At 70.0% G+C, this 13456-nt stretch carries 13 protein-coding genes and 1 riboswitch; of the genes, 8 read left to right on the top strand and 5 right to left on the bottom strand.

Annotated features, from left to right (window positions below; translation table 11 throughout):
- The first annotated feature begins 153 nt into the window (after window positions 1-153).
- Window positions 154-301, top strand: a riboswitch (cobalamin riboswitch).
- A 51-nt stretch (window positions 302-352) separates the two neighbouring features.
- Window positions 353-2128, top strand: coding sequence for a ribonucleoside triphosphate reductase (locus ACZ592_RS23265; RefSeq protein ID WP_471583530.1), 1776 nt, complete (start codon window positions 353-355; stop codon window positions 2126-2128).
- Window positions 2125-2730, top strand: a complete 606-nt coding sequence (locus ACZ592_RS23260; RefSeq protein ID WP_471583529.1) for an anaerobic ribonucleoside-triphosphate reductase activating protein — start codon at window positions 2125-2127, stop codon at window positions 2728-2730. Before ACZ592_RS23265 ends, ACZ592_RS23260 begins: the two co-directional genes overlap by 4 nt.
- On the opposite strand, the gene ACZ592_RS23255 is transcribed toward ACZ592_RS23260, so the two are convergent.
- Entirely contained in the window at window positions 2720-3748 is a 1029-nt protein-coding gene (locus ACZ592_RS23255; protein ID WP_471583528.1) for a medium chain dehydrogenase/reductase family protein, read from the bottom strand. The two genes, ACZ592_RS23260 and ACZ592_RS23255, sit on opposite strands and share 11 nt — an antisense overlap.
- Window positions 3749-4008: 260 nt before the next feature.
- On the opposite strand from ACZ592_RS23255, the gene ACZ592_RS23250 reads away from it, so the two are divergent.
- Window positions 4009-5670, top strand: a complete 1662-nt coding sequence (locus ACZ592_RS23250; RefSeq protein ID WP_471583527.1) for a metallophosphoesterase — start codon at window positions 4009-4011, stop codon at window positions 5668-5670.
- 30 nt (window positions 5671-5700) lie between these two features.
- Here ACZ592_RS23250 and ACZ592_RS23245 read toward each other — a convergent pair whose 3' ends face one another.
- Complete coding sequence (locus tag ACZ592_RS23245; protein WP_471583526.1) at window positions 5701-6318, bottom strand: TetR/AcrR family transcriptional regulator; 618 nt, start codon at window positions 6316-6318, stop codon at window positions 5701-5703.
- Between the two features lie 103 nt (window positions 6319-6421).
- Here ACZ592_RS23245 and ACZ592_RS23240 point away from each other — a divergent pair, with 103 nt between their 5' ends.
- From ACZ592_RS23240 to ACZ592_RS23230, 3 genes are read left to right on the top strand one after another with little or no spacing between them, the layout of a single operon-like run.
- The gene (locus ACZ592_RS23240; protein ID WP_471583525.1) at window positions 6422-6898 is read left to right on the top strand and encodes a nuclear transport factor 2 family protein; all 477 of its coding nucleotides are present in this window, start codon (window positions 6422-6424) and stop codon (window positions 6896-6898) included.
- Window positions 6895-7740, top strand: coding sequence for an NmrA family NAD(P)-binding protein (locus ACZ592_RS23235; protein WP_471583524.1), 846 nt, complete (start codon window positions 6895-6897; stop codon window positions 7738-7740). The genes ACZ592_RS23240 and ACZ592_RS23235 overlap by 4 nt, the downstream gene beginning before the upstream one ends.
- A 47-nt stretch (window positions 7741-7787) precedes the next feature.
- On the top strand, window positions 7788-8213 hold the full coding sequence (locus ACZ592_RS23230; protein WP_471583523.1) for an NUDIX hydrolase: 426 nt from the start codon (window positions 7788-7790) through the stop codon (window positions 8211-8213).
- A gap of 328 nt (window positions 8214-8541) precedes the next feature.
- Here the strand turns inward: ACZ592_RS23230 and ACZ592_RS23225 are convergent, their stop codons facing one another.
- The gene (locus tag ACZ592_RS23225) at window positions 8542-9147 is read right to left on the bottom strand and encodes a SigE family RNA polymerase sigma factor (RefSeq protein WP_471583522.1); all 606 of its coding nucleotides are present in this window, start codon (window positions 9145-9147) and stop codon (window positions 8542-8544) included.
- A 676-nt stretch (window positions 9148-9823) separates the two neighbouring features.
- On the opposite strand from ACZ592_RS23225, the gene ACZ592_RS23220 reads away from it, so the two are divergent.
- Both ACZ592_RS23220 and ACZ592_RS23215 read left to right on the top strand, forming a co-directional pair.
- The gene (locus tag ACZ592_RS23220; protein ID WP_471583521.1) at window positions 9824-10483 is read left to right on the top strand and encodes an alpha/beta hydrolase; all 660 of its coding nucleotides are present in this window, start codon (window positions 9824-9826) and stop codon (window positions 10481-10483) included.
- A 231-nt stretch (window positions 10484-10714) separates the two neighbouring features.
- A complete protein-coding gene (locus tag ACZ592_RS23215; RefSeq protein WP_471583520.1) occupies window positions 10715-11851 on the top strand; it encodes an alpha/beta hydrolase in 1137 nt (378 codons plus the stop codon).
- A 160-nt stretch (window positions 11852-12011) separates the two neighbouring features.
- Here ACZ592_RS23215 and ACZ592_RS23210 read toward each other — a convergent pair whose 3' ends face one another.
- Both ACZ592_RS23210 and ACZ592_RS23205 read right to left on the bottom strand, forming a co-directional pair.
- Complete coding sequence (locus tag ACZ592_RS23210; RefSeq protein ID WP_471583519.1) at window positions 12012-12365, bottom strand: hypothetical protein; 354 nt, start codon at window positions 12363-12365, stop codon at window positions 12012-12014.
- A gap of 5 nt (window positions 12366-12370) precedes the next feature.
- A partial coding sequence (locus ACZ592_RS23205) for a cytochrome c oxidase subunit I (RefSeq protein ID WP_471583518.1) occupies window positions 12371-13456 on the bottom strand: 1086 nt, incomplete at its 5' end.

Genomic DNA, 13456 nt, shown 5'->3' with positions numbered 1-13456 from the left:
CTGCCCTCTTCTCGCTTCTGGCTTCTGGCTTCCGAGTTCTGACGGCGACGCCTCCGGCGGCCGAGTCGTGCGCGGCCGCCGGGCCCAAAGTCCCCCTCTCCAGGTCGAACGTCATCGACCCCGTTGTGCCGGGCATGTCGCGATGGCACCAGATGTAGTGTTTTTTCTGTCGGTTCGGCGGGGCGCTCACGAGCGTTCGCCGAGGCAACAGGGAACCCGGTGCGAATCCGGGGCTGCCCCGCAACGGTGAGTGGTCGCACAGCGGCCCGAGCCCGATACCTGCCGGCGTCCGCCTCCCGTGCCTCTCGTGCGGTGAGGACTCATCTCCGTACTGCCTCGTGGGAGGGCCGACGTGACGCAGATCGACGCCGTGGACTCGGTGACCGAGTATCTGGACCGCAGCGACTGGCGGGTCAACGCCAACGCGAACCAGGGTTATTCACTGGGCGGACTGATCCTCAACGCGGCGGGGAAGATCGTCGCCAACTACTGGCTGGACCAGGTCTACCCCGAGGCCGTCGGCCTGGCCCACCGCGAGGGCGACCTGCACATCCACGACCTGGACATGCTGTCCGGCTACTGCGCGGGCTGGTCGCTGCGCACGCTGCTCACCGAAGGGTTCAACGGTGTCCCCGGCCAGATCGACTCCGCCCCGCCCCGGCACTTCTCCTCCGCCGTCGGCCAGATCGTGAACTTCCTCGGCACGCTGCAGAACGAGTGGGCGGGCGCCCAGGCGTTCAGCTCCTTCGACACCTACATGGCCCCCTTCGTGCGCAAGGACTCCCTGACGTACGCCGAAGTCCGCCAGGGCGTGCAGGAGTTGGTGCACAACCTCAACGTGCCGTCCCGCTGGGGCACCCAGACGCCCTTCACCAACCTCACCTTCGACTGGACGTGCCCGCCCGACCTGCGCGAGGAGATACCGGTCATCGGAGGCCGCGAGACGGACTTCGCGTACGGGGAGCTCCAGGCGGAGATGGACCTGATCAACCGGGCGTACATCGAGGTGATGACGGCCGGCGACGCGACCGGGCGGGTCTTCACCTTCCCCATCCCGACCTACAACATCACCGCGGACTTCCCCTGGGAGAGCGAGAACGCCGAGCGGCTTTTCGTGATGACCGCGAAGTACGGGCTGCCGTACTTCCAGAACTTCGTCAACTCCGACCTGTCACCGCACCAGATCCGCTCGATGTGCTGCCGCCTCCAGCTGGACCTCACGGAACTGCTCAAACGCGGCAACGGTCTGTTCGGCAGCGCCGAGACCGGTTCCCTCGGGGTGGTCACCCTCAACTGCGCCCGGCTCGGCCATCTGCACGCCGGGGACGAGGCGGGACTCTTCGGCGCTCTCGACCGGCTGCTCGGGCTCGCCCGGGACAGCCTGGAGATCAAACGGGTCACTGTCCAGGCCCTGATCGACGGCGGCCTCTATCCGTACACCAAGCGCTACCTCGGCACCCTGCGCAACCACTTCTCCACCATCGGCGTGAACGGGATCAACGAGATGATCCGCAACTTCACGCACGACGCCCATGACATCACCTCGTCCGAGGGACACGCCCTCGCGCTGCGCCTGCTCACCCACGTACGGACGCGGATGGTGGAGTTCCAGGAGCGGACGGGTCACCTTTACAACATGGAGGCCACCCCGGCGGAGGGAACCACCTACCGGTTCGCCAAGGAGGACCGGCGCCGCTTCCCGGGGATCCTCCAGGCCGGTACGGACAGCAATCCGTACTACACCAACTCCTCGCAGCTGCCGGTCGGATGGACCGACGATCCCTTCGAGGCCCTGGAGATGCAGGACGAACTGCAGACCCAGTACACCGGCGGTACCGTCCTGCATCTGTACATGTCCGAGCGGCTCTCCGATGCCGAGGCCTGCCGCACTCTCGTGCGCCGGGCGGTGGAACGGTTCTCCCTGCTCTGTCTGACGGTCACCCCGACCTTCTCGATCTGCCCGGAGCACGGTTATCTGGCGGGCGAGCACTCCACCTGCCCGACGTGCGGCGGCGTGTGCGAGGTGTGGACGCGCGTCATGGGCTACCACCGGCCCGTCTCCTCCTTCAACATCGGCAAGAAGGGGGAACACGCCGAACGCGTTCCGTTCCGGGAAGCGGCGGCGTGATCCGCGTCGGCGGCCTGGCCCGCCTGTCGACCTGCGACTGGCCGGGACGTCTGGTCGCCACGGTGTTCTGCCAGGGCTGCCCCTGGCGCTGCGGCTACTGCCACAACCCCGCACTCCTCGACCCGCGCGGCCGGGCGCCCGTCACCTGGGCGCAAGTCACCGCCCATCTCGCCCGCCGCACGGGCCTGTTGGACGGGGTCGTCTTCTCCGGCGGCGAACCGCTGCTGCAGACAGGGCTCGCGACGGCCGTGCGGCAGGTGCGCGACCTCGGGTTCGGGGTCGCCCTGCACACGGGAGGCGCCTTTCCCCGCCGCTTCGCCGAGCTGCTGGAGGGCGGGCTCGTCGACTGGGTGGGGTTCGACGTCAAGGCGGCCCCGCCCGCGTACGACCGTGTCACCGGCGCCCGCAACAGCGCCGCTCCCGCCCTGCGCAGCCTGCGGCTCCTGCGGGAATCCGGGGTGGCGCACCAGCTGCGGACGACCGTCGATCCCGTGCTGCTCGACGCCGACGAGGTCGCGGAGCTGCGGGCATGGCTGGACGGGCAGGAGTGGGACGGGCACGTCTGGCAGGAGGCTCGGTCGGCCCGACCCGTCACGGGGTGAGGACGACCTTGCCCGCGACGGTGCCGGACTCGGCAAGACGCAGCGCCTCGGCGGCGCGCCCGAGCGGCACCTGGGCGGCGATCTGCGCGGTGACCTCGCCGCGCCGGGCGGCGGCGAAGACCTCGGTCAGGTCGGCGCGCAGCCTGGCCCGGAACCGGTTCCTGGCCAGGGCCTTCCCCGCCCAGACGTTGAAGAAGCAGGCCCGGCGGCGGTTGGGCAGCGCGTTCCACAGCCACACCCGGCCGAGCAGCTTGAGCACGGGCCACTGCTTGGACCCCTCGTCGTCACGGGTGGAGGCGCTGCCGTACGAGACGAGCGTGCCGCCGGGCGCGAGCAGCCGCCACGAGCCGACGATGCCGCGCCCGCCGATGTGGTCGAAGACGGCGGCCACCCCTGCGGGGGCGAGCTCGCGGATCCGCGGGGCGACGTCGCCCCGGTAGTCGACGGGCGTGACTCCGCGCTCCCGGAGGGCCTCATGGTGGCGCGGGGAGGCCGTGCCGATCACCGTCACGCCTGCCGCCTGCGCGAGCTGGACCAGGACGGAACCGACGCCGCCGTTGGCCCCGTGCACCACGACGGTCTGCCCCGCCCGGACCCGCGCCTTGCGGTGGAGCATCTGCCAGGCGGTGACGCCGTTCACCACCAGGGTCTCCGCCTCCGCGGCGCCCATCCCCTCCGGCACCTCCACCACGTCCGCCGCGTCGACCAGCACGTGGCTGGCCCAGCCGCCCACCTTCACCAGTGCGGCGACCCTCGTGCCCATCAGTCGTGCTTCGACGCCCTCGCCGGTGGCCAGCACCGTGCCCACCAGGTCGTAGCCGGGGACGAAGGGGAACGGGGGCTGGTCGTAGTACCGGCCGCGCCGCATCTGCTGCTCGGCGAACGACACCCCGGTCGCCTCCATCCGGATCAGGACCTGCCCCGGGCCCGCGACCGGTACGGCTCCGTGCCGGATCTCCAGTCCCTCGGGCTCCACCTTGCCCGGCAGTACGACCTCGACGAGTGCTTCGGCGTTCATGGCGACCTCCACCGCGATCCACGTTGTTATGTGCTTTCGTGTTCGTTATAAGTTCTAACATCGAGCGTCGGTGAACGTCAATAATGTGCGTGAGACCCTCTTACGGATGTCCGGGGTGGAGGGGGAGGAGGAGCGGTTCACGGGCGAGTCACCGGACGGCAACTGGTCTGGCCTCGTTACCTCACCCAAGGTGCCTACTGTCACCGGAGTTCACGCCGGGCGGCACGCACCGAAGGCCCGGCCAGAGGCAAGGACCCCTCGTGAGACGCACCCCCTTCGTGTTCACCGCCGCGTCCCTGGCGCTGCTGTTCCCGGCCGCCGCCCACGCGACCGCCCCGACGCCCGCCGCCGGGGCCCGCTCCGCGCACGCCATCCCCGCGGCCCCTGCCTTCAGCAGCGCCGGCGGCCGCTACGAGCGGCCCGTCTCCCTGACGCTGCGCGCCGGGCGCGGCACCACGATCCGTTACACCCTGGACGGCACCACGCCCACGCGCTCCGGACGCGTCTTCGTGCCGGGCCGACCGTTGCGCATCACGAAGGACACCAACGTCACCGCTGTCGCGTTCCGCGCCGGCCGGGCGAGTGTGCCTGTGTCGGCCGGCTATCTCGTGAAGAGCGCGGAGAAGCCTCTCGCGCGGCTCGTCGTCATGTCCGACGTGCACATAGGCGACCACCGGAACAACGACAAGAAGTACGAGAGCTTCTTCGACACCATCGGATCGGTCTTCCCCGAGCCCGACGCGATCCTCTCCAACGGCGACATGATCAACGACAACGGGGACGGCCGCGGCGGCGACCACCGCATCGTCTCCGAGATCTTCCGCGCCAACCTCGCGCGCAAGGGCATGGACGACACCCAGGTCCTGCTCTCCCTCGGCAACCACGACGCGGGCCTGGCCGACATCCGCGCCCACTACCCCCGCTCCTGGTTCCCCGACTCCGGCGGCGGGTACTACGAGTCGACCGTGCGCGGTCTGCACGTGTTCACCGTGAACACGGAGACGTACAACTCCGACCTCGCGCAGCGCGCCTGGCTCAAGAAGCGGCTGGCCGAGCTCACCGAGGACCCGGCGAACGCGCACACGCCCGTCCTCGTCCAGGGCCACCGTCCCGCCCCCGGCACCGCGATGGACGGCCAGCAGGCGTCGAACCCCCGGCTCACCGAGGACCTGAGCGCGTACCCGCAGGTGGTGTACTTCTCCGGCCACTCGCACCTGAACATCAACGACGAACGCTCCGTCCACCAGCGGGACTTCACCGCCGTCAACGACGGATCGATGTCGTACGTCGAGATGGACCACGGCTACCAGGCGGTCACGGAGACGGGGCTCGCGGACCGCTTCGAGGCCCCGACCGCGCAGGCTCTCTTCGTCGAGGTGTACCGCGACCGCACGGAGATCGCCCGCGTCAACATGGCGGCGGACCGGCACGACATCTACACCGGCGGCCAGTGGTCGGCCAACTGGCAGCCCCCGTACGCCAGCGCGGGCACCCTCAGCGGGCCGACATGGACGGTACGCCTGGAGGGGGACAGCCCCCAGCAGATCAAGAACGGCTTCACGTACACGGATGCCCGCCGCAACACGAACGCGCCGGAGTTCACCGTCCGGCGCCCGCTCAGCCTGAGCGCGGGGGAGCGCCGGCGCCCCGCCGACGGCACGAAGGGCAGGGTGCTGCGCGTGCGGCAGGCGCGCGACGACCAGATGGTGCACCACTACCGGATCGACGTCGAGAACACCTCGACCGGCGCGAAGGTGCTCTCGACGAAGGTCCTCGCCGAGTACTACTTCATGCCGCGTCCCGGCGCCCTGGACATCCCGCTGCCCGCCACGGAGGCCGGCACACGCCAAGTGGCGCGGGTACGGGCGGTGGACGCGTACGGAAACGCCTCGCGGGAGGTCACGCTCCGGTTCACGGGCTGAGCGAGGACCGCGGGCGGGCGGGGTCCGCGGTCACGGACCACTCGTGGACCGGCCCTGCGTGCCGCCGCCCGCCAGCGTCGCCCGGGCGAGGGCGGCCACCCCGTCGTGGATCTGCCGCGGCGGGGTGCCGTTCGCGCACAGGTGCTCGATGAGGTCGCTGCGTACGGCCGCCAGGAGAGCGTGCGCGAGGAAGTCGGCGTCCTGCTCGCCACGGGCCTCGGTGAGCAGGGCGGTGAGCTCGGCGTGCCAGAGCATGTAGGTGTCGTTCTGGTACGGGCTGCCTTTGCCCGCGCTCTCCAGAGCGAGCATGAGCGGACGCGTGTCCAGCTTCAGACGCAGCAGGGCGTCCAGGAGCGCGAGGGCGCGTCGGTCGGCGGGCGAGCCCGGGCCCAGGGGCGGGGGGCCGGAGGTGACGTCGGCCCGCAGCTGTTCCGTGCGCTGCTCGACGAGTGCCTTGACCAGGCCCGCGCGGTCGCCGAACCGACGGAAGAGTGTGCCCTTGCCGACCCCCGCGGCAGCCGCGATGTCGTCCATGGACACGCGGTCGGGGGTGCCGCGCTCGGTGAACAGGCGGTCGGCGGCGGCCAGTACGGCCTCGCGATTGCGCTGCGCGTCGGCTCGTTCCCTGCGCGGGGGCGGTGGCGTCACGGGGTCTCCACTAGAAAAACGGACTGCCGGTCCGTATAGTCGATCCGGACCGCTGGTCCGTATCGTAGCGCGGGCCGGACACAGACTCCTGGAAGACATCACCATGACGAACACGACGAACGCGACGAACACGACGAACACGACCGCACCGGGCGGCACGCCCGAGGACATCTTCCGGCGCGGCGTCGAGCTGCTCCTGGCGAAGGACTTCGAGGGGTGGGTGGACCTGGTGGCCGAGGACGGCGTCTTCGAGTTCCCCTTCGCCCCGCCCGGCGCCCCGCGCCGACTCGACGGCAAGGACGCGGTGCGCGCCTACATGACCGTCTTTCCCGAGCACATGGACCTCGCCGCCATCCCCTATGTCGAGATCCACCGCACCGAGGACCCCGACGTCGTCATCGTCGAGATGCGCTCCGAGGGACGCTCGGTGAGCACCGGCCGACCCTTCGAGATGTCGTACATCGTGGTCGTCACCGCCAAGGACGGACTGATCACCCACTACCGCGACTACTGGAACCCGCTGACCGCCCTGGAGATCGCCGGCGGAACCGACGCGCCGTTCGCGGGAGCCGGCCGATGAGCGGCGAGAGGATCCTGGTGACCGGCGGCACCGGAACGACCGGCAGCCGCATCGTGGCCCGCCTGGCCGGGTCGGGCCACCCGGTCCGTTCCGCCGGCCGACGGCCCGACCCCACGGCACTCGTCGAGACGGCACGCTTCGACTGGGACGACACCACGACCCACGGGCCGGCGCTCGACGGAGTGCGCCGCCTCTATCTCCTGCCGCCCGTGGCCGCCACGGACCCCGCCGCGCGCGTGCTGCCGTTCCTTGACCGGGCGCGGCGTGCGGGAGTCGACCGGGTGGTGCTGCTCGGTTCGTCGGCCATCGCCGAGTCGGACGCCGGAGTGGGGGAGGTGCACCGCGCCGTCCGTGAGCGGTTCCCGGAGTGGGCGGTGCTCCGGCCCTCCTGGTTCATGCAGAACTTCACCGGAGGCCACCCGCACGCCGACAGCGTCCGCGAGCGCGGTGAGATCGTGACCGCCACCGGTGACGGCCGCGTCGCGTTCGTCGACGCCGGGGACATCGCCGAGGTCGCCGTGCGGGCCCTGACGGACGCACGCCCGCACAACACGGCGCACCTCATCACCGGCCCCGGGGCGCTCAGTTACGCCGAGGTCGCCGCGGTGCTCTCCCGTGTCACGGGCCGCCCGGTCGCGCACCGGTCCGTGTCCGGCGCGGCGCTGCGGGACCGGCTCGCCGCCACCGGCATGCCGGTGGCGTACGCCGAGATGCTCGCCGGCATGGACGAGGCGATCGCGTCGGGTGCCGAGGACCGTACGAGCCCGGCGGTGGAACGCGTCACGGGCCGCGCTCCCCGCTCGTTCGCCGACTTCGCCACGCACGCGTACGCGGCACGCTGACGGCCACGCGAGCAGGGCGGCCCCGTACGGCTGACAGCATCGTGTGCATGAAGCGAGTGAGCGTGCCGGAGCCCGTGACACCCCTGGTCGTCGTGGCCGCCGCGATCGTCCGGGAGGGCCGCCTCCTGGTCGTCAGCAAGCAGGCGGCGCCGGACGTCCTCTACCTCCCCGGCGGGAAGCCCGACGCGGGCGAGTCCCCGATGCGGGCGCTGGTACGGGAGTTGGACGAGGAGCTGGGTGTCGAGCCCCTGGAGCCCCGCTTCCTGGCGGACGTCGAAGCCGTCGCGGCCTTGGAGGGCGTTCCCATGCGGATGACGGTCTTCGAGGCCCGCATCGCCCGGACCCCCGAACAGGCGGCCGAACTGTCCCGGCTGCGCTGGACGTCCGGCCACGAGTCCGGCCTGCACCTCGCCCCGGCCGTACGGGACCACGTGGTGCCGATGCTGCGGGACAGGGGCGCGCTCACCGCCTAGGGCTTGTCGGCGCTGTCATCGTTCTACGGTGCGATGGGTCTGGGCACCTCGTCCGGCGGGGAAGGGGCGGGTGAAGGTGACGTGCTGTCGCTCGGGCTGGCTGGTGGGGGAGTGTCGGCGGGGACTGATGAGTCGTTCCGTGAGAGGAGCCGTGGCAGCACGAGGAGGACGGCTGCCAGTACTGCGGCCAGAAGGACCACCGCGGCCTTGCGCAGTCCGGGGTGGGTGACCAACCGTGCGCGGGTCGATGGTGGGGAGGCCGGGCGGAGGGTGGTGACTTGGCCGGCGCGGGCGTGCAGTGCGGCGCGAAGACGGTCCTCGACGGCTGTCATGGCATCTCCTCCAGTTTTCTGGCCAGAGCCGTGAGCGCCCGGCTCGCCGTGGATTTCACTGCCCCCCGGGACAGGCCCAGGGTCGCTGCGATGTCCGCTTCGGACATGTTCGACCAGTACCTGAGGACGAGGACCTCCCGCTGGCGCACGGTGAGCAGTCTCAGTGCGCGCAGCACTTCCTGGTGTTCCTCCTTGAGGAGGATCTCTTCTTCCGGTGGTGGTGCGGGGAGGATGCGCGGGGGGACGTACGCGCGCACGGTGCGCCTCCTGCGCAGGACATCCCGGGAGGTGTTGACCACGCTGCGCCGTACGTAGGCTTCGGGGTCGGCGATGCTGTCGAGCGTGCTGCCGTGCCGTCGGTAGAGGCCCGCGAAGGCTTCCTGGACGACGTCCTCGGCCGTGGGGACGTCGTCGACCAGGAGGACGGCCAGGCGCACGAGATCGAGTCTGCGGTGGCGGTACAGCGTGTCGACTTCGTCCGACGCTGTGACGGATGACCGGCCCTTGAGGCCGGTTCTCCTCCCGCCCTGGGAGAGGCGGGCCAGAAGCCATCGCCACCGGCTGCGCGGTACGGAACCTCCGCAGGTGAGAACGGCAGCCATCAGAGCCCTTCCCCAGCCGACGGCGTGGTGACGTCCTGACGGAGTGCTTGTCGGCGGTCATCCGATCCGGGGCGCCGGAGGGACAGCAAGAGGGTGCCGCAGCCGGTGTCCCGGCGGGTGTTTTCTGGCATGGGGGTCAATTACCTGTCGAATGAATCGAGCGGTTCGAGGCTTTCAGAGGATGCCCTCTACAGGGAAAGACGTGCGGGGTGTCCACAGGTTGCAGTTCACCGCGCGTTCTGAGCGTGCAGCTGTGGCCCGGCCCGTCCACCAGCCCTCCGGGATGTGGATCGTCGGCAGCGTCCTGCAACCTCGGACAGGTCCACACGTCTGTCAGGTCGTGGAGGGAAGTTCCGTCCTGGCGCGGAACGTGTGTGCCTTGCGTGTGTGCGGCACACCGACGTGCAGGTGAGATCCGAGGAAGACCGTGCTGAGAGTCAGAGTTGTCGCCGCTGCCGTGCTGGGCTGTCTGGGGCTGGTATCGGGATGTTCGGGCCCGGCCGACAAGCCGGCGCGTGATGCGGCGGCGGGGGCATCGACGTCCCCCGCGTCGGAGCCGTCCGGGACGGGGCGCAGTGCTCCCGCGCCGCCGCCGGACCATAAGCCGGTCTCGTACAAGCCGAGTTGGCCCGACCGGACCGTGCGCACGGCTCGGGGACATCTCGTCAACACGTGCGTGCCGAAGGATCTGAGGAGCAAGGCCACCACGCTGACGACCAGTGACGGGGTACATCTGTCGGCGCTGGTCCTGGGGGAGGGGCCCGAGGGTGTTCTGCTGGATCACGAGCAGGGCTACAGCATCTGCTCGTTCGTCGACATCGGGCGGCGGTTGGCGAAGCGCGGCTACCACGTGGTGATCCCCGAGTACCGCAATCACGGTGCGTCCGAGCGTTTGGCCGACAACGAGCACACCGACCGCGATGCCCGGGCCGGACTGGCTGAACTGCGCCGTGCCGGTGCCACGAGGGTGTTCTTGGCGGGCGCGTCGTGTGGCGGTACGACGGCAGCTGTCGCCGGCGTGGACACGCCCCTGCGAGTCGTGGGCCTTCTGATGATGTCCTCGCCTGCCCGGTGTCTCGGGGCCGATGGGGTGGCGGCGGTGCGGAAGCTGAGGGTTCCGACGCTGTTGGTGGTGTCGCCCGGTGACATGGAAGGCGCGGTGGAGAAGCAGGTCCGTGAGGTCTACGCGGCCTCCGCCGCCCGCAAGAAGGAACTCGTCATCAACAAGAGCGGCTTCCACGGAACAGACATGATCAAGCGGGCCGGTGCCTCCGGGGCCGCGTTGCAGGACCGGGTCATCGCGTTCGTGGCGCATTCCTACGACGCCTCCCGTTGAGGGAAGCAGCCAGTTCAGCCCCTGGGGCGATGGCCGTGAGCGGGCATCGCACGCTCCGACCCGGGCCCCGTACCGACGAATGGAGAGATGTTGAAGCGACACAAGCGCACGCGGGTTCCGGTTCGCCTGCTGGGGCTGTCGGCGGCGGCGCTGTCCGTGGCCGCAGCCGCTTCCACGTATACGTCCGCAGCGGGCGCCGTGGGAGCGGGCGAGGTGCCGGGACGGAGCCCGGTGCCTTCCTCCGGGGCCACGAAGACGGTCCGCTACGACTTGGGGGACACTGCCTGGCGTCTGCCGCAGACGGGTGAGCCGGTCGAGTTGGCCGGTGTGGTGCACTACCCCGCCGACCTGGGCACGGGGCGGCATCCGCTGATCGTGATGATGCACGGGCTGCACGACACCTGCGCCGACCGGAAGGCAGAGGCAGCGCGCACAGCTGCCGAGCGCGATGGTGACGACGCCGCGTACGAAGCCGCCAACGCCAAGCTGTCAGCCTGGCCGTGCGCGTCGGGGACACCCGTCCTGCCCAGCGAGCGCGGATACGACTACCTGGGCCGCAGGCTGGCCGGTCAGGGCTTCGTCGTGGTCTCGGTCGGCGCCAACGGCATCAACGCCTCCTCCGTGTGGGGGGATGACAACGCTGCCGCGCGGGCTGATCTCCTCAACCGGCAGCTGCGCATGTGGCAAGAGCTCAGCTCCAGGAACAAGGGTGAGCTCGCCGGGAAGTTCACCGACCCGGCGACCGGAGCGCCGCGACGCGTCGGCTTCGCCCATCACGTGGACATGGGCAACGTGGGGATCATGGGGCATTCCAGGGCAGGAGCCGGCGTCACCTGGCAGGCGGCCGACAGCCATCGCGGGCAGTGGCCCAAGGGTGTCGACGTCAAGGCCGTGGCGGCATTGGCGCCCGCCTACAACGTGATGACGGAGGACATGTCCAACTACACGATCACCAAGACCCCCTTTTCCGCCTTCCGGGGAACATGCGACGGGCAGGTCGGCGGTGAGGCGCTCTGGTTCGCGGCCGACGCGGCCAAGGGGAACCGGAGTGGCTTCTATCGGTTCGCGATCCACGGGGCGAACCACAACTACTTCAACACGCAGTGGTCGCCGCGGAGCCGTCAGGTCGCGGCCTCCGACGACGCCATGCCGGTGGAAGGACATCCCCGGCAGTGCACCGACCGTGAGAGTGCGGCGCCGGCCAGGCAGTTGACCGAGCCGCAGCAGCGCCATGTCACCGCCACGTACCTCCGCGCCTTCTTCCGCCGCTACCTCCTCGGCGACACCGGACAGGACCAGGTGCTGACGGGGGCGCGGCATTCCGACCAGGCCATCACGGACGTGGACGTCACCACCGCTGCTCCCTAGGCAGGGTGGCGGGCTGACCGACGAGCTGGAAGTGGGTCGGTGCTGGTCCTCCCGGCCTGCACGGCCGGGAGGACCAGCACCGGACGCCGCCCGCTGCCCCTGCCGTGATGACCAGGGACAGCGGGCGGACGCGGGCGTCACAGGGGCGTCCGGGCAGGTCCTAGCCGCCTGCCGTGCCCGTGGCCAGGACCGTGACGGTCAGGGTGATGACCGACAGAGCGCCCAACAGGCCCCCGAGGACGAGACGCTGCCGCAGCGCGCGGTACGTCTCCTCGTACTCGGCGCGCAGTTGGTGGCCGCGGCGGGCGATGTGCTGCCAGCCGTGCCGGGTGAGTGAGAGGTGTTCCTCGGTGTAGAGCCGTTCCACCTCCTCCCGCTGAGTGTCGGTCAGCCAGGGGAGCCGGTGGGTGAAGTGCCGGGCCGCCGTGCGGCCGTCGGCGCGGGCCGCCTCGACGAGGAGATGGCCCTCGATCTCGTTGATGAAGGCCGGCCCGTGCACGGCGCGGTCGTCCATCGCCGTCATCGCAGGGCCCGCTGCTCGGCCGCGGCGATCTCGGGGTGGTGCAGGTCGAACGCCGGCGATTCCGAGCGGATGCGCGGCAGCGCCTCGAAGTTGTGGCGCGGCGGCGGGCAGGACGTCGCCCACTCCAGGGAGCGGCCGTAGCCCCACGGGTCGTCGACCTCGACCTTCTTGCCGTACTTGGCCGTCTTCCAGATGTTGTAGAAGAACGGCAGGAACGAGAGGCCGAGGAGGAAGGAGAAGATCGTCGAGACGGTGTTGAGCGTCGTGAAGCCCTCCACGGCCAGGTAGTCCGGCACCCGCCGGAGCATTCCGTTCGTGCCCAGCCAGTGCTGGACGAGGAAGGTGCCGTGGAAGCCGACAAAGAGCGTCCAGAAGGTGATCTTGCCGAGCTTCTCGTCGAGCATCTTGCCGGTGAACTTCGGCCACCAGAAGTGGAAGCCGGAGAACATCGCGAAGACCACGGTGCCGAAGACGACGTAGTGGAAGTGCGCGACCACGAAGTAGGACTCCGAGACGTGGAAGTCCATCGGCGGCGAGGCCAGGATGACACCCGTCAGACCGCCGAAGGTGAAGGTGATCAGGAAGCCGACCGCCCACAGCATCGGGGTCTCGAAACTCAGTGACCCCTTCCACATCGTGCCGATCCAGTTGAAGAACTTCACGCCTGTCGGCACGGCGATGAGGAACGTCATGAAGGAGAAGAACGGCAACAGCACGCCGCCGGTGACGTACATGTGGTGCGCCCACACCGTCACGGACAGGCCCGCGATGGCGATCGTCGCGCCGATCAGACCCATGTAGCCGAACATCGGCTTGCGGGAGAAGACCGGGATGACCTCGGAGATGATGCCGAAGAAGGGCAGCGCGATGATGTACACCTCTGGATGGCCGAAGAACCAGAAGAGGTGTTGCCAGAGCAAGGCGCCGCCGTTGGCGGCGTCGAAGACGTGGGCGCCGAATTTCCGGTCCGCCTCCAGGGCGAACAGTGCGGCGGCCAGGACCGGGAAGGCCAGCAGGACCAGGACCGCGGTCAGCAGCACGTTCCACACGAAGATCGGCATGCGGAACATCGTCATGCCCGG

The organism is Streptomyces sp. NPDC040622, assembly GCF_055593965.1.
This window is presented reverse-complemented; position numbering and strand designations above follow the sequence as displayed.

Bases quoted from the DNA above. Each gene is read 5' to 3' on its own strand.
- ACZ592_RS23210 (WP_471583519.1), bottom strand. From the start codon at position 12,365: ATGGACGACCGCGCCGTGCACGGGCCGGCCTTCATCAACGAGATCGAG.
- ACZ592_RS23240 (WP_471583525.1), top strand. From the start codon at position 6,422: ATGACGAACACGACGAACGCGACGAACACGACGAACACGACCGCACCG.
- ACZ592_RS23235 (WP_471583524.1), top strand. From the start codon at position 6,895: ATGAGCGGCGAGAGGATCCTGGTGACCGGCGGCACCGGAACGACCGGC.
- ACZ592_RS23230 (WP_471583523.1), top strand. From the start codon at position 7,788: ATGAAGCGAGTGAGCGTGCCGGAGCCCGTGACACCCCTGGTCGTCGTG.
- ACZ592_RS23255 (WP_471583528.1), bottom strand. From the start codon at position 3,748: ATGAACGCCGAAGCACTCGTCGAGGTCGTACTGCCGGGCAAGGTGGAG.
- ACZ592_RS23225 (WP_471583522.1), bottom strand. From the start codon at position 9,147: ATGGCTGCCGTTCTCACCTGCGGAGGTTCCGTACCGCGCAGCCGGTGG.